Origin of the sequence: Pedobacter sp. UYP1, assembly GCF_040547305.1 — a bacterium.
Lineage (GTDB): Bacteria > Bacteroidota > Bacteroidia > Sphingobacteriales > Sphingobacteriaceae > Pedobacter.
This window is the reverse complement of sequence record NZ_JBEPPL010000007.1, coordinates 124,684-145,192: the sequence shown is the minus strand read 5'-3', so window position 1 is coordinate 145,192 and position 20,509 is coordinate 124,684. Positions and strand designations below refer to the sequence as shown.

General features: G+C 38.8%; 21 protein-coding genes. 7 read left to right on the top strand and 14 right to left on the bottom strand.

What is annotated here, in order from left to right:
• The first annotated feature begins 280 nt into the window (after window positions 1–280).
• From ABIB30_RS15600 to ABIB30_RS15585, 4 genes are all read left to right on the top strand, one after another.
• Complete coding sequence (locus tag ABIB30_RS15600) at window positions 281–1,252, top strand: aldo/keto reductase (RefSeq protein ID WP_354303559.1); 972 nt, start codon at window positions 281–283, stop codon at window positions 1,250–1,252.
• Entirely contained in the window at window positions 1,253–2,086 is an 834-nt protein-coding gene (locus tag ABIB30_RS15595) for a helix-turn-helix domain-containing protein (protein WP_354303557.1), read from the top strand. It abuts the gene before it with no gap.
• A gap of 157 nt (window positions 2,087–2,243) precedes the next feature.
• Window positions 2,244–2,885 (top strand): hypothetical protein, encoded by a 642-nt coding sequence (locus ABIB30_RS15590; protein ID WP_354303555.1) that lies wholly within the window; start codon window positions 2,244–2,246, stop codon window positions 2,883–2,885.
• 362 nt (window positions 2,886–3,247) lie between these two features.
• Window positions 3,248–4,882, top strand: a complete 1,635-nt coding sequence (locus ABIB30_RS15585; RefSeq protein ID WP_354303741.1) for an ABC-F family ATP-binding cassette domain-containing protein — start codon at window positions 3,248–3,250, stop codon at window positions 4,880–4,882.
• A 67-nt stretch (window positions 4,883–4,949) separates the two neighbouring features.
• On the opposite strand, the gene ABIB30_RS15580 is transcribed toward ABIB30_RS15585, so the two are convergent.
• The gene (locus ABIB30_RS15580; protein ID WP_354303553.1) at window positions 4,950–5,804 is read right to left on the bottom strand and encodes a helix-turn-helix domain-containing protein; all 855 of its coding nucleotides are present in this window, start codon (window positions 5,802–5,804) and stop codon (window positions 4,950–4,952) included.
• 86 nt (window positions 5,805–5,890) lie between these two features.
• On the opposite strand from ABIB30_RS15580, the gene ABIB30_RS15575 reads away from it, so the two are divergent.
• Entirely contained in the window at window positions 5,891–7,435 is a 1,545-nt protein-coding gene (locus tag ABIB30_RS15575; protein WP_354303551.1) for an MFS transporter, read from the top strand.
• A 3-nt stretch (window positions 7,436–7,438) separates the two neighbouring features.
• Here ABIB30_RS15575 and ABIB30_RS15570 read toward each other — a convergent pair whose 3' ends face one another.
• The 7 genes from ABIB30_RS15570 to ABIB30_RS15540 all read right to left on the bottom strand — a co-directional run bounded on the left by ABIB30_RS15570 (window position 7,439) and on the right by ABIB30_RS15540 (window position 14,420).
• Window positions 7,439–8,347, bottom strand: a complete 909-nt coding sequence (locus tag ABIB30_RS15570; RefSeq protein WP_354303549.1) for a PhzF family isomerase — start codon at window positions 8,345–8,347, stop codon at window positions 7,439–7,441.
• A gap of 328 nt (window positions 8,348–8,675) precedes the next feature.
• Window positions 8,676–9,458, bottom strand: coding sequence for a helix-turn-helix domain-containing protein (locus ABIB30_RS15565; RefSeq protein ID WP_354303547.1), 783 nt, complete (start codon window positions 9,456–9,458; stop codon window positions 8,676–8,678).
• A 21-nt stretch (window positions 9,459–9,479) separates the two neighbouring features.
• Window positions 9,480–10,577 (bottom strand): MBL fold metallo-hydrolase, encoded by a 1,098-nt coding sequence (locus tag ABIB30_RS15560; RefSeq protein WP_354303545.1) that lies wholly within the window; start codon window positions 10,575–10,577, stop codon window positions 9,480–9,482.
• Between the two features lie 37 nt (window positions 10,578–10,614).
• Window positions 10,615–11,262 carry a Rossmann-fold NAD(P)-binding domain-containing protein gene (locus ABIB30_RS15555; RefSeq protein WP_354303543.1) on the bottom strand — a complete coding sequence of 216 codons (648 nt, stop codon included), beginning with the start codon at window positions 11,260–11,262 and terminating at the stop codon, window positions 10,615–10,617.
• Window positions 11,263–11,269: 7 nt separating this feature from the next.
• Window positions 11,270–12,316, bottom strand: a complete 1,047-nt coding sequence (locus tag ABIB30_RS15550; RefSeq protein WP_354303541.1) for an SDR family oxidoreductase — start codon at window positions 12,314–12,316, stop codon at window positions 11,270–11,272.
• 90 nt (window positions 12,317–12,406) lie between these two features.
• A complete protein-coding gene (locus ABIB30_RS15545) occupies window positions 12,407–13,420 on the bottom strand; it encodes a sterol desaturase family protein (protein WP_354303539.1) in 1,014 nt (337 codons plus the stop codon).
• 67 nt (window positions 13,421–13,487) lie between these two features.
• Window positions 13,488–14,420 (bottom strand): sugar phosphate isomerase/epimerase family protein, encoded by a 933-nt coding sequence (locus ABIB30_RS15540; RefSeq protein ID WP_354303538.1) that lies wholly within the window; start codon window positions 14,418–14,420, stop codon window positions 13,488–13,490.
• A 148-nt stretch (window positions 14,421–14,568) separates the two neighbouring features.
• On the opposite strand from ABIB30_RS15540, the gene ABIB30_RS15535 reads away from it, so the two are divergent.
• The gene (locus tag ABIB30_RS15535; RefSeq protein WP_354303536.1) at window positions 14,569–15,390 is read left to right on the top strand and encodes an alpha/beta fold hydrolase; all 822 of its coding nucleotides are present in this window, start codon (window positions 14,569–14,571) and stop codon (window positions 15,388–15,390) included.
• Between the two features lie 70 nt (window positions 15,391–15,460).
• Here the strand turns inward: ABIB30_RS15535 and ABIB30_RS15530 are convergent, their stop codons facing one another.
• Window positions 15,461–16,741 (bottom strand): hypothetical protein, encoded by a 1,281-nt coding sequence (locus ABIB30_RS15530; protein WP_354303535.1) that lies wholly within the window; start codon window positions 16,739–16,741, stop codon window positions 15,461–15,463.
• Between the two features lie 122 nt (window positions 16,742–16,863).
• On the opposite strand from ABIB30_RS15530, the gene ABIB30_RS15525 reads away from it, so the two are divergent.
• Window positions 16,864–17,544, top strand: a complete 681-nt coding sequence (locus ABIB30_RS15525) for a hypothetical protein (protein WP_354303533.1) — start codon at window positions 16,864–16,866, stop codon at window positions 17,542–17,544.
• Window positions 17,545–17,652: 108 nt separating this feature from the next.
• Here the strand turns inward: ABIB30_RS15525 and ABIB30_RS15520 are convergent, their stop codons facing one another.
• The 5 genes from ABIB30_RS15520 to ABIB30_RS15500 all read right to left on the bottom strand — a co-directional run bounded on the left by ABIB30_RS15520 (window position 17,653) and on the right by ABIB30_RS15500 (window position 20,436).
• A complete protein-coding gene (locus ABIB30_RS15520; protein WP_354303530.1) occupies window positions 17,653–17,904 on the bottom strand; it encodes a TIGR04149 family rSAM-modified RiPP in 252 nt (83 codons plus the stop codon).
• Between the two features lie 90 nt (window positions 17,905–17,994).
• Window positions 17,995–18,984, bottom strand: a complete 990-nt coding sequence (locus ABIB30_RS15515) for a hypothetical protein (protein WP_354303528.1) — start codon at window positions 18,982–18,984, stop codon at window positions 17,995–17,997.
• Window positions 18,981–19,313, bottom strand: a complete 333-nt coding sequence (locus ABIB30_RS15510) for a DUF3817 domain-containing protein (RefSeq protein WP_354303526.1) — start codon at window positions 19,311–19,313, stop codon at window positions 18,981–18,983. Before ABIB30_RS15510 ends, ABIB30_RS15515 begins: the two co-directional genes overlap by 4 nt.
• A gap of 11 nt (window positions 19,314–19,324) precedes the next feature.
• Window positions 19,325–19,792: a hypothetical protein gene (locus ABIB30_RS15505; RefSeq protein ID WP_354303524.1), complete on the bottom strand. Its 468-nt coding sequence runs from the start codon at window positions 19,790–19,792 to the stop codon at window positions 19,325–19,327.
• 56 nt (window positions 19,793–19,848) lie between these two features.
• Window positions 19,849–20,436, bottom strand: coding sequence for a TetR family transcriptional regulator (locus ABIB30_RS15500; protein WP_354303522.1), 588 nt, complete (start codon window positions 20,434–20,436; stop codon window positions 19,849–19,851).
• Between the last annotated feature and the right edge of the window lie 73 nt (window positions 20,437–20,509).

Genomic DNA, 20,509 nt, shown 5'->3' with positions numbered 1-20,509 from the left:
AGCCCGGCCTTGTTTCCCCTGAGTCATTCCCATGCAAATTGAAAGTTTTCAGCGCAACTTCCAGAGGCATAAGCGCATCCGTGATCGCAAAGACTTTCTGTTTAGCGTGTCAAAATTTATGCTTAAAAAAGCCTGCTCCATAAGTTTATGAATTGATCCACTTAAAATCTAAGTATTACCAATTAAACATTGAAATATAATCAGTTTACTGAGCCATACAGACAAACTCTTTGAGCCGTGGAAACAACTACTATGTATTTTGAAGGTTGATCTTTGTATCATGAAAAACATCACAAAAATTCAGTTGGGTCATAATGGCCCGTTCGTTTCCAAACTTGGCTTAGGCTGTATGCGTATGTCTTCTATCTGGGGCGGCTCTGCACCTGAGGAAAAAGAAAGTATCGCTACGATTCATGAAGCCTTGGATAGTGGTATTAATTTTTTGAATACCGGAGACTTCTACGGTGCCGGTCATAATGAAATGCTGGTAGGCAAAGCCATTAAAGGAAGACGCGACGATGCCTTCATCAGCGTAAAATTCGGGGCCATCTTTCACAATGGCCGGCCCATAGGGATGGATCTGCGGCCAATCGCTATCAAGAATTTCATAAACTACTCTCTGACCCGTTTAGGTATTGAAACCATTGACCTCTACCAGCCAAGCCGAATGGACAACAGTGTGCCGGTAGAAGATATCATTGGAACGGTGGCCGACCTGGTTAAAGAAGGTAAGGTTCGTTATATTGGCGTATCGGAAATTACAGCCGGGCAACTTCGTAACGCTAACGGCACTCATCCCATAAGCGCGCTGGAGATCGGCTACTCCCTGGCCGACCGTCAAATAGAAAGTGAACTGCTTCCAACAGCAAAAGAATTAGGCATTGGTATAGTGGCCTTCGCTAATACTGCCGAAGGCTTATTGACAGGTGAAATGAAAGCGCCACTTCCAGCAAAAGATTACCGTAACCATTTCTCTCGTTTTCAAGGCGAAAATTTAATTAATAACCTGGAAAAAGTAGAAGTCTTAAAGCAATTAGCCAGCAACAAAGGTTTTACACCAACACAAATTGCGATTGCCTGGGTGAAGGAGCAAGGAGATCATACGATGTCTTTAGTAAGCATGAGCCGCAGGTCGCGTTTGCCAGAAAATATCGCAGCGATGAATATTATATTTACGCCAGAAGAAATGAGTATCTTAAACACTACATTTACAATTGGCGCTATATCTGGCAGCACTTACTTACAACGCTAAATGACAAGTCCGGCAGAAATCCTCCCTGGTGTGATCTTCTATTCTTACCTCTCTGCTGAGCGGAAGGAGAAAGTATGTTTATGGAACTACCATACTTTAGTATTTCAGGTTTCAGGGCAGTTTATCCTGGAAACCTCTGTGCAAAAAATTTCGATGAACGGAGGCGAAATGTTGCTGATCGGCAAAAATCAGCTGGGTACACTTACCAAAACACCACTACCCGGGGGGAATTATGAAACAATCGTCATATCATTGCAGGAAGATTTGTTACGTAAAATCGTATTAGAAGAAAAGTTCGAAGCAGACCGTAAATACATCGGTCCGCCAAATATCTTAATTCCATCTAACGAATTCCTGCAGGGGTATTTTCAATCTATAGTTCCGTATGCACGTAGTTCGGGAGCGACCATGACAGACGCGATGGGCATCCTTAAAGTGAAAGAAGGAGTTAAATTGCTGCTACTCGCCCTTCCTGGGCTTCGCAACTTTTTATTCGACTTTTCAGAACCTTATAAAATTGATCTGAAAAGGTTCATGTTAAGTAACTTTCATTTCAACGTTCCTGTCGAAAAATTTGCACAACTGACCGGTCGCAGCCTGGCATCTTTTAAACGTGATTTCCAAAAAACTTTTGGCTTACCACCGCGTCATTGGCTACAGGATAAGCGGTTGGCTGAAGCAAGACATCTTATCGAAACCAAACACCAAAAACCTTCAGCCATTTATCTTGACCTGGGCTTCGAAAGCCTGTCACACTTCTCACGTTCCTTTAAGAAGAAGTTCGGTATGGCACCCACCGAACTCAATTGTGGTCTTTCTCCAATTAATCTGTAGGTATTACAGAAGACCAGGCAAGTCAGGTTATTATATTTAACCTGATGTGTTGTCTTTTTGCGTATATTATCGATAATTAGCTTTATGTTATCTTTTATCTTATATCGGATGTACTATTAGGTAATTCTTTTATTAAATAAATTCTAAAACCCTTAAGATGATAATATTAAAATTAAATTCAGCGCTAAAGGTAAGTATCAGGGTTCTTCTGATTTTTGCTTTTGCCCTGTTCTTTCTCGCCTGTCAGTCAAAAACTGAACTGTTATCCTTAAAATTTGACCAGGATATATCGAAACTTTTTAAAGGTGATAAACAATTGAAAACCGGTAGGGATAAATTCTTTGGTTTAAGGGGATATACCGATAATGACCCGGATAATTATACTATCGATGGGATAAAACTCAGTTCTTATACGCATCCGGGTTCTGAGAACCACAATAAGTTACTTTTCTATATTAATGGCGAGGTTAACTATTTGGGTTTTAAATACAGTTCTGTGGATCAGGAAGAAAGCAGGAGAATTATGGCTGATCTTAAAACAAAGTATCCAAAATTTCAAAAGGTTGCAGCAAGAGGAGACGGAGAATCTTTCCTGTGGGATATACCCGCTCATCAGGCATGGATTATTTTTTATCAGCAGAACCAACTTGCAAAAGATGGTAAAAAATTCTATGAGTCTAACTTTATCGTAGTTAAAAAAGGAACACGTATAGCCAATAGTACAGATCCCAATGGAATGAATATCTACGATTACTATTCCAATACTATGGATCCGGCATTGCTTAAATTTGTTCCATAAGACTAAGCACTAAACAAAATGAAAATCACCTTAACAGGTTCATTAGGAGACATTGGTAGTTCATTAGCTAAACAATTATTAAAAAATGGGCATAAGGTATTGTTATTAATAGTCATCCAGAGAGAAAAAAGACATTGAAACTCTGGGCGCAACAGCTGCTATGAAATTACTTCTCAGCGCTGGAGTTTGAACATGTTCAGTCATTCAGCAAATTATTTAAAAGTAAAACAGATCATTCTCCCTTAGAATTCCGAAAGTTGTTCAATTCACAGGCTTCCGATTCTGATCAGAATTTGCGCTTTGAATCTCTGGAATCCGATGTCTTTCCCTTATCTTTGCCGGTAACTCAATATTCTCATACTGTGATTAATGTAAATAACATCTCCGTTTCATTTGGTGGAACCGTCCTGTTCAGTGACGTCACCTTTTCGATAAACGAGAACGATAAGATTGCCCTGATGGGCAAAAATGGTGCAGGCAAGTCGACCATTCTAAAGATCATTGCCAATGCGGCTAAACCTACTTCTGGTAATGTAACCGGTCCAAAGGACGCGGTAATAGCGTATTTGCCACAGCATTTGCTTACCCAGGATAAGGTTACCGTTTTTGAAGAAACGATGAAAGCTTTTGAAGAAGTAAACCAAATGCAAAAAGAGCTTGATGAGGTGAATGAGCAGCTTACCATTCGTACCGACTACGAAAGTGACGACTATATGAAGCTGATTGAACGCATGTCGGAACTGAGCGAGAAATTTTATTCAATCGAAGAGACCAATTATGATGCAGAGGTAGAAAAGGTATTGAAAGGGCTGGGCTTCGAGCGCAAGGACTTTACCCGCCAAACCTCTGAATTTTCAGGTGGATGGCGCATGCGTATCGAATTAGCCAAAATTCTGTTAAAGAAACCTGATCTCATCTTGCTTGATGAGCCTACCAACCACATGGATATCGAAAGTATACAATGGTTGGAAGATTTCCTGATCAACTCGGCAAAGGCGGTCATGGTCATCTCTCACGATCGTACTTTTGTAGATAACATTACCAATCGTACTATCGAGGTCACCATGGGTAAAATATACGATTATAAAGCAAAATATAGCCATTATCTCCAGTTGCGTGCTGACCGTCGTGTACACCAATTGAAAGCTTACGAAGAACAACAACGTTTTATTGCAGATAACCAGGAGTTCATAGATAGGTTCAGGGGAACTTACTCTAAAACTCTGCAGGTGCAATCGCGTGTAAAGATGCTCGAGAAGCTCGAAGTTATTGAGATCGATGAAGTAGATACTTCAGCATTACGATTGAAATTTCCACCTTCACCGCGTTCTGGTCAATATCCAGTGATTGTAGAAGACTTAACTAAAACTTACGGAGATCATGTGGTGTTCGAAAAAGCAGCCATGGTAATCGAGCGCGGAGAGAAAGTTGCTTTTGTCGGTAAAAATGGTGAAGGTAAATCGACCATGATCAAAGCCATTATGAGCGAGATTGATTTTGAAGGAAGTTTAAAAGTAGGTCACAATGCTAAGATTGGATACTTTGCCCAAAACCAGGCCGCGTTGCTTGACGGGAACTTAACAGTATTCGAAACCATTGACCAGATTCCATTAAGTGATGGTTCTATAAAAATTAAAGACCTTTTGGGTGCCTTTATGTTCAGTGGTGATGATACTACGAAAAAAGTTAAGGTGCTTTCTGGAGGAGAGAAAACCCGTTTAGCCATGATCAAGTTGCTGTTAGAACCTGTAAATGTGTTAATACTGGATGAGCCAACCAACCATTTGGACATGAAGACTAAAGATATTATCAAGGATGCGCTTAAGGATTTTGATGGTACCTTGATCCTGGTATCCCATGACAGGGATTTCCTGGATGGACTAGCGGAAAAAGTATTCGAATTTGGAAATAAACGCGTTCGCGAGCACTTTTCGGGTATCAAAGAGTTCTTGGCCTATAAGAAAATGGCTAGCTTAAAAGAAATCGAACAAAGCTAGTTTTTTTGTTCCTGCTTATGGAACACGGTCTGAAAACCTCTGATTTTGCAGTGCCCTCATAAAGTGTCTAACTTTTGGACTGCAAAATCGGAGGCTTTTTTGTTTTTCGGTATCCTGTCAAACTTATACTTCTATGTTTTTTGAAAAATTTATTCAGGTGACTTTCATCAGAAAAACCGAATTCATTTACAATCTCATTGATCCTCCTGTCACTAAAATTTAACCGATGTTCTATCAAACGCATTCTATAGTGTGCAATAAATTGCTGAATAGTTTCTCCACATTGATGTTTGAAGTAGCTTCCTAAATAAGTAGGTGATATATCGAATTTTGCTGCTATGAATGATGCCTTTAAACTTGGAGGCGAAAAAATATTGGATTGTATATGATTGATGATTTCTAATATACGTTTATCTGCATTCTCCTTAATCCCCACTGGTTTCATCTTAGAAATATTTCGAACGGCTATTACAATTAATGCATTCACATAATGTGCAGTTAAATCTTCATTATAAATGTCCTTATGTTTAAGGGCATGCAGCAGACATCCGACTATTGACTTTACGAGAAATTCATCCTCCTTCTGCTTTAAAATACAGCCAGACAAGTGCGAAGCATAGTATAAGAGGCATTCGATACAGTTTATGTTTTTAGAACTGTATTCTTTAACATATTCGCTATTGATTCTGACCAGTAAGAACTCTGAGATATCAACTATATCAAAGTTATGAGAATCATTAGGCGTCATTAACATCAGGTTGCCAGCCTGGTAGGCTATACAATTGCCATTTACGTGAAGAAATCCATTTCCGGTGATAACATATACCATCTGGAAAAAGCTAAACTGTAAATCCCTGGCGGGACACTCATCCACCTTGCGGTAAACAATTTCGAAAGATTGGTGCATATTCTCTCTTTTCATACTGTAAAAGTACGTTTTAATCATTAAAATGTACTGATATGTGTGTAATATTCGGTCTATTTTTGCTAAATATTATTGATGTAAAAATGAAAAATCAAAACTACTTAAGTAAAAACACCATTGCGCTAATCGCAATTTGTATGGCTACGCTAATGTTTTCATTAGAAATTTCCAGTGTACCAGTCATACTGCCTACTCTTGAAAAAGTATTAGGCGCTAACCTTAAGGATATGCAATGGATAATGAATAGCTATACAATTGGTTGTACAACAGTACTCATGGCAGCAGGAACATTGGCTGATAAATATGGCCGTAAACGAATACTCATAATTGCCTTGGTCTTGTTTGGTATTGCTTCTTTAGTTTGTGGCCTGGCACAAAATGCATCTGTGTTGATTATAAGTCGTTTTTTCCAGGGAATAAGCGGAGGGGCCATGCTAATTTGTCAAATATCTGCTCTTTCGTACCAATTCCAAGAAGGAAAGGAACGTAGTAAAGCTTTTGGTATATGGGGTATTATCCTTGGGCTTGGATTGGGCTTTGGACCTATTATTGGCAGTGGTATTGTCGGTTTACTATCCTGGAAATGGGTTTTTCTGATACACACACCAATTGCTGTTCTTGCTTCAATTCTTGTATATGGCAATGTGGTAGAATCCAGAGATCCTCAGGCAAAGAGACTCGATATTTTAGGAATGGTTACATTATCTCTGGCTGTTTTCGGCTTAACCTATTATATTACACAAGGTACTGATATTGGTTTTACAAGTATGATTGCCAATTGTATCCTTATTTCCACAGCAATAAGCTTTATCATTTTTGTGTGGATCGAAAAGAACAATACCCACCCCATGTTCGATTTTTCAGTATTTAAAATACGTAATTTTTCGGGCGCTATTTTTGGGTCTATTGGTATGAACTTTAGCTTTTGGCCATTTATTATTTATCTGCCTATTTATTTTCAAGGCTGTTTGGGTTACAATGTGATCTCTGTTGGCCTCTCTCTATTGGCCTATACACTCCCCACTTTAATTATACCTCCACTGGCTGAACGTCTTTCAGTTCGGTATCGCCCGGGTATTGTTATTCCTTTAGGGCTGTTTACGATAGGCCTGGGATTTATTGTGATGAGATATGGAAGTTTGGCACAGCACCCCGGCTGGTTTGCCATGCTCCCTGGTTCTTTATTGGCTGGTATTGGATTGGGTTTAACCAATACACCTGTAACCAATACCACTACAGGATCTGTTTCAAGCAATCGGGCAGGAATGGCATCTGGCATAGATATGAGTGCCAGGTTGATTACATTAGCTGTTAATATTGCACTGATGGGATTTATTCTGGTCGAGGGAATTTTGTCTTACTTGAAAACTACATTAGCTCATCAAGCGCTCTATAGTCTGCCATTACGTGCTTTGGCTGAAAAAATAGCCTCTGGAAGTTTTCATACGCTTAAACATGATTTTCCTCAATTAATTGTTTTAGATCCTTCCGGAACTGTCGTACATGCAGCACTCGTACAAGGTTTTGACTGGGTCATGCTATATGGTGGGCTTGGGGTCTGGATTTTATCCCTTGCAAGTTTTATCACCTTTGGCAGGAAGAAGATAGATAACGTTAGTTGCCTTTAATAATCATATTTCAATTTCGGTTTTAAAGACAACGGTAGCGTTACCTTTTATCTTAATCAGTACTGGTAAATCGTTCTCAATTCTAACGCTGACATTTATCACCCCCGGCCTGTTTAGTTTTTCCCCTTGTTTACCTTTAAATTCAAATAAATTCTTCTGAAAACCGACAAGTTTATTCTGTATCAGATATCCACCCAATGGCCCGTTTGCATTACCTGTAACCGGGTCTTCATTGATTCCGATTGCTGGAGCAAACATTCTTCCATGTGTGAATATGTCCTTATCATCCGAGTCAAATGTGAATACAAAATATCCATTGCAATTAAGCTGTTTACTTAGTGTAATCAAACTACTATAATCTGGGTTCAGCTCATTTAGCTTTTGCCTGCTTTTTATCCCAATCATAACCTTTGAATGTCCTGTGGATGCAATCTGCACCGGACATCTTTCATCAGTATCCGAATGATCAAGTCCTAAGGCAGCCAATATCTGTTGAGTTGTCCTGGTATCAAACGCAGGACTAAGTTCGAATTTACCCTGGGTCATAATAACCTGGTAATCTTCGTCCGCCTTAACAATCTCGAAAGGAAGCGTACCAACTTTGGTTTTAAATCTTAAAATACAAGAATCTAAATTGTTCTCAATTGCTTTTGCATACATCGCGGCAATTGTAGCGTGTCCACAAATCGGAACCTCCGATGTTGGCGTAAAATATCTGATCAGGCCATCAGAATCATTGTCGTCAGGAGAGAAAAGAAAAGCTGTCTCAGAATTGTTTAATTCTCTTGCAATCTGCTGCATTTGAGTCTCATTCAATCCGTCGGCATTGACAACTACCCCTGCCGGATTTCCTCTAAATCTCTCTTTGGTGAAAGCATCTACTTGATATATTTTAAAGGTTTTCATTTTCATCCTGAGTTTGTTATGAGTTTTTTAATTATAAAATTCCGCTTATAAAGCATAGGTGAATCAAGTTTTAAACTACCTGTCGCATAGAAATACAATAAGGCAGATCTTCAAGCCCAAATCTAAAAGGACCATTTTTAATAGCCTTAATATCAATGTAATCTTTTGATAAATCCATAAACCAGTCAATCTATGATTACCTGTAACCGCAAATATTCATTTTCCTTTTTAAAGCGATCTTCCAAAAATTGAGTTCAATTTGTTTAAGAACCCTAATATTATTGTGTAAGAAGTCCAGATGATATCTGAAAACTATTATAGCCTGGCAGTGATTTTATATTGCGAGTGCTGTTGCGGTATAACCGAAATGTTTCCTAAATGCGAATGAAAAATGTGACAAGTCCTCAAAACCCAGGTCAAGATAAATTTCATTGGATGATTTTTTTTCTTTCTCAATCAGGAAGTGTGCTTCCTGCAATCGTCTTTGTACAAGCCAGCGGTTGGGTGTTTGCTTGAATATGTCTTTAAAGTCTCTTTTAAATGCAGAGAGGCTGCGTCCTGTAAGGTAAGCTAATCTTTCAAGGCTGACATTAAATTTGTAGTGCTGCTGCATATAAGCTTCCAGATCAATTCTGCCAGGTTTTCCAAAGTCAAAGAATAAGTTGACCAATTCTGGCTGTAGAACTAACAAGAGCCGGAGGAGCTTTTCTCTGATCTCGTCTGTACGATGTACTGTTGCTTCCTGACTTTCGTATGCAGGTAGCTGTTTAAGGATGAAATCTGTAATGGCAGAAGTACTATCCAGTGGAATAAAAACATCAGAGACAAAGTATCCGGCTGATGAAATCGCATATGTCTTTTGATATTTCTTCAGAAATTCTTCATCGAATATGGCTACAACTTTTTCAAATTCATTCTGGTCTTTTTGCTTATTATATCTTGCCAACCTGTTTTTACGCACCATACAACATTCTCCAGGGCCTATTTTTGTGTGTTTAGTACCATCATAACCATTCATTTTACCTTTGAGCATAAAGATGAAAATGTGTTCCGGAACAAATTGCTCTGGTGAAATCTGCGGGCCCAGATAGCAGGATGTTATTGCTGTAATTTTCATATTGTTCCAATCAAGAAGGTGTTAATTTACAGTCTTCCACCATTTTGTAAATACTTGTGTCTGATCATTCAGATGTACAGCTTCCCCAATCATAGGTGTAGCCAGACGGTAAGGTTTATGGTTCGAAAACTCCGTTATTTTATTCAAGGGTTCATTCCAGGGGTGATTTGCCAATGTAAACTTAGAATGATGAACTGGCAGCATGTTTTTTGCATTTAATTGTACTGTTGCGTTTGCCACTTCTTCCGGTAATTCATGTACAGATTGCCAGGCCTGGTTGTATTGTCCACATTCCATAATTGCCCAGTCTATTGCACCATATTTCCTGCCGATTTCTGCAAAACGATCATCATAACCACCATCACCGCTATAATAGACTTTAAGTGTTGGAGATTGGATCAAAAAAGATACCCACAATGCTTTACTATGTGTAAATCCTCTGCCACAGTCATGATGTGTTGATTCTGTGAAAATGGTATAACCAGGAGCTACTTCTACTTTTTCATACCAGTCTTTTTCGATAATTTGTTCAGGAGAATAACCCCAATGCTCAAAATGTGCCCCAACCCCCAATCCACAGACAACATGTTTTATCTTGCTTTTTAAAGCAACAATAGTTTCATAATCCAAATGATCGTAGTGATCGTGAGAGATCAGTAAATAATCAATTTGCGGCATGTCGGCTGCTGTATAAATGTCACTTCCCTTGTAGGCTTTAACTGAACCCGAAACAGGAGAGGCTGCCCCGCTGAATACCGGATCTGCTAAAAACCTTTTTCCATCAAGCTGCATGTAAAAAGAAGAATGTCCAAACCAGACAATCAGGTTGCTGTCAATGGACAAGTTCTTTAAATTAGTTTTCACCGAAGGGAGAGAATCAACAGGGCTGCGGTTAGGATATTTGATGAAAAGCGTTTTATACAATTCCCCCAATATGGAATGTCCCTGCGTTAGTGTTGGCCTTTCAATTAAATTCCGGAAGGTGCCATCTTTATAGTGTGCTGATTTCTCAATCCTTGTTAAGCGCCCGCCAGCTGGTAATTTTCCGAATTTGGCCTGGCGCATATAGAAAAATGTAATAATTGCTGTCAATATGATCAGCATCAATAGCATCTGCATGGTTCGTTTTAAAATTTTAAAGACTTTTTTCATTAACCTATCCTTTGGCCAGTTTTTTAATATCACTGATTTCTAAAACCTGTTTAACATAGCCATTGCGTACTGCATTAATCATGGCCTGTCCCAATTCATTCAGGCTGATAATGTTTTTAGGTGAAAAAACTTTGATGATACTTACAATAACTACATAAAGCATTTTGGCGTTTTTTTGCCCTTTTACAGGAGACATACCACCGGGACGGAAATTATACTGACCTTTAAAAGGTAGTTTCATCAGATCGTTTTCAGTTTTACCTTTTACCCGCGCCCACATTGTTTTGCTTTTTTCTGTGCTGTCAGTACTGGCACCTGTGATGTAATTGAAAACCATAGCCGGATTAATCGCTACTAGTGTCTTCGCAAATTGCATGGTTGTATCGTAGGTGATTAGCGTGTATTTTTCTTCGTTCATCCCTAATGAACTGATACCGGCACAGAAAAAGCAGGCATCATAACCTTTTAACGAATTGCTAAAGTCTTCTATTTTCAAAAAATCAGGGACTAGCAGTTCCTTTAGTTTAGGATGTACAATTTCTAAATGTTTTCTATTGACCATCAATATTTCTGTAATGGCATTATTTTGCAGACATTCTAATAGAACGCCCTGTCCGGCCATTCCCGTGGCCCCTGTTAGTATTATTTTCATTGTAGATTTAAATTTTATTCAGGTTATATTTTAATAAACTTTCTGCTGCAGCCAGAACCGCCTGTTCATTGGTTCTGGGTTGCCAGCCTAAAAGTTTCCTTGCTTTTTCGTTGCTTGCATTGCGATTGATGCCCAGCATTGGTGCAATAGCTCTTGCTTTCGGACTGACTATAGCAGCCAGGCGAACAAGCCAGTCCGGTAATATTTTTGTTGATGCATTTTTTGCAGCCTCTGGCAGCTCACGTTTCAAGAATAAAGAGATTTGCGGCAGAGACATGGTGCCGCCTGCCAGTGCAATAAAACGTTGTCCATTAGCTGCAGGATTTGTCATCGCACGAATGTGTAAGTCTGCTACATCACGAACGTCCACAATACCTAAAACCAAATCAGGTATGGTTTTCATAGTACCATCTAATATGCTTTTCAATAATTCATATCCGCTTGATAAATCAGCATTAAATGAAGGGCCAAAAATTCCCATTGGATTGATCACCGCAAGTTCTAAACCGCGGCCTTCTGTTTTGATGAAATTCCAGGCGGCACGTTCGGCTAAGACTTTAGATTTATTGTAAGCTGATAATCCTTTTTCAGCAGGATCTGTCCAGCTCTCTTCTGTAATCAGGGCAGTATTGTCTTTATTGCTATAGCCAACAGCTCCAAAATTGGAAGTCATGACCACGCGTTTTACACCTGCATTTCTTGCGGCTTTCAATACACGAAATGTTCCCTCTACTGCAGGCTTTATCATTTCATTTTCGTCTTTAGGTACTTTTAAATGAATAGGGGATGCAATGTGTAAAACATAATCGCAGTCTTTTACTGCTTCATCCCAATTTGCATCTCTGGTTAAATCTGCTTCTATAAATTTAAGCTTATCAAATTGAATAATGCCAGCTGTTTTTAGCATGGCCAGTATTTCTTTTTTACGGTCTAAAGAACGAATTGTAGTTTTTACCTGGTAGCCTTTTTGCAACAACTGATGGATAGCGTGAATACCCACGAAGCCTGTACCTCCTGTTACTAAAACCAATGTTTGATTATTTTCCTTTATCATAATAATGAAATCAGGATACAAAGATGAGCGTTAATTTGAACTTCTGCTTTGTTGAAAAGTCCAAAGTTCAATCGTCAGGAAGCTCAGTACTTATATTTTCAATGGGGAGCGATTGAGTTGCTGTTCTTCTGCAATGAATGATTGTCTTGCAATTTTGGCAGTTTTATGAGCTCCTGTATGACTCCAGCCCGGTGGCATTATGATATATAATATCTTATTTTTTAAACCAGGTGCTGCAACAATATCTTTTCCTAAACAAATAAATTCGCCGAAATAAACATCCCACAGACTATTGGGGTTCATCTCCCTGGTGATGCCGTATTCTATCCTGATATCTGTTCTTTCATCTTGATAGGTATGGAAAATATGGTCCCAGATATTGAGAAGATTACAGAAGTTGGTGTCCATATATAATGGATTTTTTGCATGATGTACCCGGTGATGTGATGGTGTAAGCAAAATTTTATTTAAGAACCCTAGTCTTCCATCTTTAATCACGTTTTCTCCGATGTGTATAAAGGATCCCCAGAACCCATCGATAAACATAATGAAGAATAATAGGGCTGGGTTAACGCCTAAAAGTATACAAATTGAAGTGCGGACTACATCTGCATAAGGTGCTTCTAAAAAGAAATGGGCAAAATTGACAGACAGATTCATTTGCTGTGGTGCGTGATGTGTAGAATGAAGGCACCATAGAATTCTGACTTTATGTGCTAAAGCATGGTAAACAAAATGAGAAAATTCCCAGATGATATAACCATAAATTAACCAGTACCAGGTAAAAGTTGCGGTGAAAATAGCGTGTTTTTCAAGTATCCCAATACAGAATGCTACAGCAGCAATTGAGATAAACCTGGATATAAACCGATTGACTACAAATACAAAAAATGGGATCCGGTATTCATCTATTTTAAAACGTTTGTAAAAAAAGGCTCTTATTATTTCTAGTAATAATAACAAAGGTATAATAGGGGCGAGCAGATGTTGTATGCCTTCAAATGTTGATAGCGACCCGTAATTTCCGGTTTGTACCATCTTTATAAGACCACCAATACCAAAGAAACCGGTTAGTTCATCGTAGAATGTTTGAAAGATATTCATTGGCTGACAGGGTTGTTTTTGCAACGGTTAATAGTGACATGAAATTCCTATTTTATTTTGGTATGATTCAGAGGTACCTTTTTTTCCAGGCCTGCATCATATACACATTTATTTCCCACTGATCGGCAACAGGACGATTCGTAAAAGGAATTGTTGGCATATAAGAAGGAGGGCCAAATTCAGTTAACATCGTGAGCATTTTGCCTTGTTCTTTTTTGAAGGCAACAACTTTATCCCACCAGGCAAAATGAGCCGCCACCTCAGCTTTCCATTCTGGGGCACGGGGATCGCTGACTTGAGGGCCTTCAGCATGTCCAACACGGGAGTGAATATGGTCTGTCCGGGAAATAGCCAGTTCAACGGTAGCTGGCTGATCTTCAAGCAGGCTTTCACTAACATTACACCAATGAGAGATATCCAGTGTGAGTCTCAACTCAGGATTTTTTTGTAAATAAGGGAGCGCTGCGGGTGCTGAATAGAGCATACGCGATCTGTGGGTTTCATGATAAATGGGAACCCCCGTCTTTTTTGAATAATTAACCGTGAAATCGATAAACCGTTTGTTTTCCTCGTAAGTAAAAAAGTCCTTTCCTGAATGTACATTGAGGTATAGTGGCGACTGGTATTTGTTTTCAGCTGCTGCTATAATTACCTTCTTAAAAGTTGTAAAATTGCTGTCCGGAATTGGCTCGTCTCCCCGGCATAGAAAGCCCGCAGCCAACTGATGCTCTTTTAAGGCTGTAAATAATTCTTTTTGCTTGCTGAAATCAGCCGGCCATAAAATTTCTATCCCATCATATCCATCGTTTTTTGCTTTTTTACAAAAATCGGTTACAGATCCGTTAAAGCCCCAGTAAGGTGCCATAATCTTTAATGAAAAGCCTTTTTCCAGCTTATCGGTGACCATTTTGGACGATCCGAATATATCCAATGCAGGTAAAAGTAGTGCAGTTGTTACCGCAAGACTATTTCCTATAAAATGTCTTCGGTTGTATCCCATAAGCAATCAAGGTTTTGAAAATTCAAATTACATATTTTAAAGCGCAGCGATAAGTATTTTATGTAACATCCTGATTGTATAATGAATAAAGGGTCAAACAAGTACAGCTTCTTAATTGTATTAAATACAGAAATTAAAATTAAAAGAAATGGGTAAAATTACAGTAAAAGACGGCACTGAAATTTATTACAAAGACTGGGGAACCGGGCAACCACTTTTTTTTCATCATGGATGGCCTTTATCCGGTGATGATTGGGATGGACAAATGATGTTTTTCCTGAAACAAGGATACAGGGTTATTGCGCATGACCGCAGAGGACATGGAAGATCAGGTCAGGCTTCTGGCGGACACGATATGGATACCTATGCGGCTGATGTTGCCGAGCTTACACAAGCACTGGAATTGAAAGATGCGATACATATAGGCCACTCCACTGGTGGCGGTGAAGTTATCCGGTACGTAGCAAAGTATGGGCAAGGTCGTGTAGCAAAAGCAGTACTTATAAGTGCTGTTACCCCAATAATGATACAATCTGAAAATAATCCGGATGGTGTTCCTTCCGCTGTTTTTGATGAGATCCGTGAAGGAACTGCAACTCAGCGCGCACAGTATTTTCAGGATTTTACGATTCCATTTTATGGCTATAATCGTGAAGGCGCAAAAATATCCCAGGGTGTCAGAGATAACTGGTGGCGCCAGGGAATGATGGGTGGAGTAAAAGCGCATCATGATGGTATTAAAGCTTTTTCAGAAACAGATTTCACTGAGGATCTTAAAAGTGTAGACATCCCTGTACTTGTTCTGCATGGTGAGGATGATCAGATTGTTCCTTTTCCTATTTCAGGGGCGAAAGCGGTGAAGCTTTTAAAGAATGGAAAACTTATTTCCTATCCAGGTTTCCCTCACGGAATGCCAACAACAGAAGCTGCAACTATTAATGCAGATCTTTTAGCTTTTATTAAAAGTTAAATCTTCTATTCAATAGCTTTAAAAAGAACACCAGCTATCAGCAATTATAGCTGGTGTTTAATTTATTCTTCTACAAATCAATAGTTTTTTCACCATTGCTGAACCTGGTGTTTTTCACTGCACCAGTACCATTGAAGCGGTATTGGACTCCGACAATTGCAGCGGGCTTACCGAAGAAATTAAGTGAATAAGCCTCTTCGCCGTTGATCAAAAAACGCATATGCCTGTTTTTACTCTCTACTTTCAGTTGTACCCATTGATCCAGATTACAGCCAAATTTTGAAAGATCTGCAGACTTGCTCTCCACTGTGGTACCGGCTGCATAAAGAGAAAGATCACCTGCACAACCTTTAGAACAAAGTGGAATAATGATCGTTTCATCCTTACAAAGAATCAGTATTTCAACGCGCTGACAGGCGGCATTACCCTGATGGAAATCACTTTTTAGTGTAGTCTCAAACCTGAAATTATCAGTCTTAAGATCTCCCATATCCCTTACATTATAAAAGCGCAAGGCTGGCAACATTGGCTGTAAAGGAACATTATACCTGGAGAGTACTTCTTGGTTAACCTCTATCTTATTGTCTTTTAGTACCTCATTTTTTTTGAAATATAATGGAACACCCTTATGATTATAGATCATGGCCAGCCAACCGTCTGATGAAATCATCAAATCATGCTCTTTTACTAGCTGTTTACCAATAATCAGCTTTGCCCTGTAATATCCTGGATTATAGTAGATCGCAGAAAAAGTATTTTGCTGCTTTGATACCGCTATCTTCCGCGTTATATCCCACGATTGGCTAATAAATACAGAATCTGCGCCAGCCGCCGCCGCATCGTAAGTAAAAATAACCGAGTTTGGTACACCTGTTGTTTTGATTTTATCACTGCTGAATTTATAGCTTGAATTATCAACGGAAGCTTTGGTTTTAGTGGATGATAAAAATATTGCATAACTTATAAGTAGTAACACGGAGAAGCCTGGCAACCAATACTTCCATTTTATACTTGCTTTCTTTACAGTGGTCTCTGACGGTAAGTTTTCCGAAACCGGAGTTGACAAATGCACTACAGCCGCTCTTTGTTTGAATTCCCGCCAATCACTATACCCCGCAAATTTCGCTAATGTATTTAAGGTTGTGGTGGTTGGTATATTGCCATATTTTAATTTCCCCCATAATCTTTTTAGGGTAGTTACACTTAATAGTATACCTGTGTTTTTTTGGATATCATCGCTAAGTTTTTCAAAATCATAGCTAGTCCATTCACTGCTTTTGCCACGGTTTAGTTTGCTTTCTATTAGTTCTAAACACTTTTTGATAGGTATTATTTCCGGGCTGTTATTCATTTTAATTTTAGTCAATTATAAACTTGCATGCGTTTGTGCGTACTTGGCGCGACATTGAATCGTCTTTTATTTAGTTATTATTCACATTTGCCGGATCTGTTCATTTAAAAGTATAATAATTTATGACAAAAATAGTAACCAGTTTATCAGGACATCTTCGTCTCTTGAAAAAAAGAACTTACCAAACTGCTGTTTTATTGCTGATGAGCTGCATAATGGGGGGCTTCAAAGTTGCCAGGGCCCAGGATTTAAATAAGAAATTTACAGTGATCAACAGGATAATTAGTCTGGACAGAAAATCCGGAGTTGTACACTTGAATAAAGCAGAGGGTGCCGGTATTGCCTGGATTAATGGTCAGGTATTTGACAAAGGGGTAATTGAATTTGATGTTAAAGGAAAGGATGAGTTTCAAGGCAGTTTTCTGGGAATTGCCTTTCATGGAGTAAATGATAGTATTTATGAATCCGTTTATTTCAGGCCTTTTAATTTCCGGTCAACCGATCTGGGCAGGAAGTCTCATGCAGTACAGTACATTGCACTGCCAGGATATGACTGGCCAAAGCTTCGGACTGGTTTTCCTAATCAATTTGAACAGCTGGTTTTACCTGCGCCTGATCCAAATCAATGGTTTCATGTAAAAATAATTGTAGCCGGGGAGTTGGTCAGCGTTTATGTAAATAACAGTAAACGGCCAGCTCTTAAAGTGAAGTCATTGACCCGTACAGGTGGAAAAATGATTGGTTACTGGGTAGGAAATGGTGCTGATGGGAATTGGAGAAACTTAAAAATCAGCTCGGAATAATCAACACTAAAAGAATGCCTTCAGGCAATAGACTGCCTCAAATAGTATCTAACTTTTTGGGGGCAGTCAACTATCTGCTGAAGGCATTCTTTTAGTTAATCAAATCAACTAATGAACAGGACTGCCGCAGCTTTCACCGTTATCTCCTAGAGAATCTATTCCTGGAATAGTGCCGTCCGGACAAAAAGAAGTGCAGGAGTTCTGTGTTTTTACACTGCCTTCATAACAAAAACAACGGCAACCTGTAGGTGGAATTGGTTTTCTTCCGCCCATAACATCTCTCATGTCTTTTCTTGACAGTTTTTGAACTTCATTTAAAGTTTTCATACTAGTTATTTTAAGTTTTGTTAAGTCAGCCACGAATTACTAGAGGCTTAAATTAAATATAATAAAATTTATAGATAATAGATTAATTTTAGTTAAATAATCACAACAAATAGTGCTGTTGTATTAATTCAAGCTTGCTATATATTTTCTGATCAGCGCTACACCCTGCTTATCTAAGACAGTTGTACCCAACTTTGGCATATGGAATTGTCCCATATTACCCATACGATCAATAATGTTGTTCTTATTGAATGGTATTCCTGATTCTTTTAAGGGTACCTGATAATTTAACAAGATGGATTGTCTGTAAGCCATACCGCCTGCGTTATGGCAATGTGCACAGTTGATTTCCATATAGGCTCTGGCCCGGTGTTCTAGATTAATATTTTTGTCCTCATAATCTGGTAGTTGAGATATTTTGTGGATGCTCTTTTCCGGTGTTAATTTTCCTTGCGCCTCCATATAGGTCAATTGATTCATTTTTTTCTTCCCAATTCTGATCTCTCTGTTTAAGTTCATTCCTTTGGGGCCGATCGGAACAATTTCATCAAAAGATTGATGACAACTAATGCACTCCTTTGCGGATGGTATATGATACTTTACCTGGTGGGAACCATTATTCCGGTCTACCCATTCTAGATTAACGTCAGTGCCCGAAGGATCATATATGGCATCATTCTGAGCCTGATTCCATTTGTAGGTACCCGCCGACCATTTGCCGTTTTTTAAACGCAGTATTCTGGTTTCTAAGAGTTGGCGCCCTATAGTCTTTCCTCTCTTTGCACGTGGATAAAAAAAAGTCTTCGCCAGTATAGTGCCTTCGGGGAATTCCGGTAATCCATCACCATTCAATCTCAGCTTCTTACCTGAAGGGATTTTTATCAAACGTTGTTTTTCCGCATAGTCAGTGAACAGAGTAGAGGAAAGTTGATAAATTTCTACACCTTGTGCAGGTATAAGAGAATCCAGCCGGCCTTTAAAAAGTTCCAATGAAGAGATGGATTGAGGAAATGCCTGCTGATTATTTGCTATGGTTTTGGCATTCTTATTACAGGATAAAACATAACAAACGGGCAGGGCAAGTGTAAGCACTACAATGATCTTTGATCTCATACACCCTTACTTATATTGATATCCTGTTCATAGGCAGGTCTTAAAATTTTATAATCTATATAAAAGGTGCCAAAAGGAATGAGGCAGGAGAGAAGAATTTTAACTGTAGTAGTTTTGTCCCACTTCTGCTGTATGGCAACACTAAAGGTATTGAAGACAAACAACAGGAAAAGAGTACCATGTACAGGGCCCATTTTACTGACAAGTGCAGGTTGATGGAGCCCATATTTTAGCGGTACCGCAATTCCCACCAGAATTAAAAGAGATATACCCTCTAGTAGTCCAATCAGTCTTAAACGACCGATGTTTGTTTTGAATAGTTTGAACATGTGATTATATTTTATAAGGTTCTTAAGAATGGACGTTGTGCCAGTGGTGAAAATGGCCATGGAATTGCAGCCAGAATGATCAATAGTGCTATACCAAAATAGAAAAGCAGCGTGTTGAATTTTTTGGTATCCTCTTGATACCTTTTGGCAAATGCTGAACCTAAAGTCACAAGAACCACTGCTGCTATCATCATTGATATATGTATGATCCCAAAAAAAGTTGATTCAGTAATTCCTCTGGCTGTATCTATGCCAATTATTTTGAAACGGGCTACAGCAGGGCTTTTGAAATACATAGCCATTCCGAGCATAAATTGTAGATGGACAACTGTTGCGGTCCAATGCCTGTACAGGTCATCTGTCCTGGTAAATTGTTTTTTAGCTGACAGGGAGGTTGCTGACCTGTAAATGGTGACACTTAGACTGATTAAAACCAGCCATCTGATGATGGAATGAAAAAGGAGTAGAATTGAAAACATAAGAATAATTGAATTGTATAACATACTAGTTGGTATGTTAAAAGGGCAAAATTTTTTTAGTTTAAACTGTTAAGATATAGTTTGAACTGTTTAAGGTAAGCCTGGTAGACTGATGTACCCAACATTTTGCCCATATTTCTAATCCCTGCATATCCCGATACAATATAAGCAGCTGCATCTGCCGGGTTTACCATCAAGCCAATCTTTCCATTTTCTTTTCCTTTGAGGAGGCATTTTTCTATTGCGCCAGTCCATTCGATTACGATGTCCTTTAAATGTTTGTGGAATGCAGTATTCAGCGGGCTCATTTCCTCGATCAAGTTAACAGCTGGACAGCCATATCTGACATCGAAATTCACTGTATCTTTCAACAGGTTTGCTATCATTTGATAGATGTTTTTTATCGGATCTTCTGAGGAATTCAGCGGGTCTATCAAAAAGTGTTTCATCTGCGGATGGAGGATATCAGCAATTAACGCCAGCCCCATTTCTTCCTTATTTTTAAAGTGATAAAAAAAAGCACCCTTAGTTACTTCCATAGAAGAAAGAATGTCATCAATACTGGTTGATTGATAGCCTTTGACATAAATCAATTCAAATGATTTTTCTAATATGCTGAAACGTGTTTGCGCTGACTTCTTCATAAGATACTAGTTAGTATGTTTTCAAATGTATTTGTTTTTCCTGTGATCAGTACTATAACTCCTTGCTTTTATA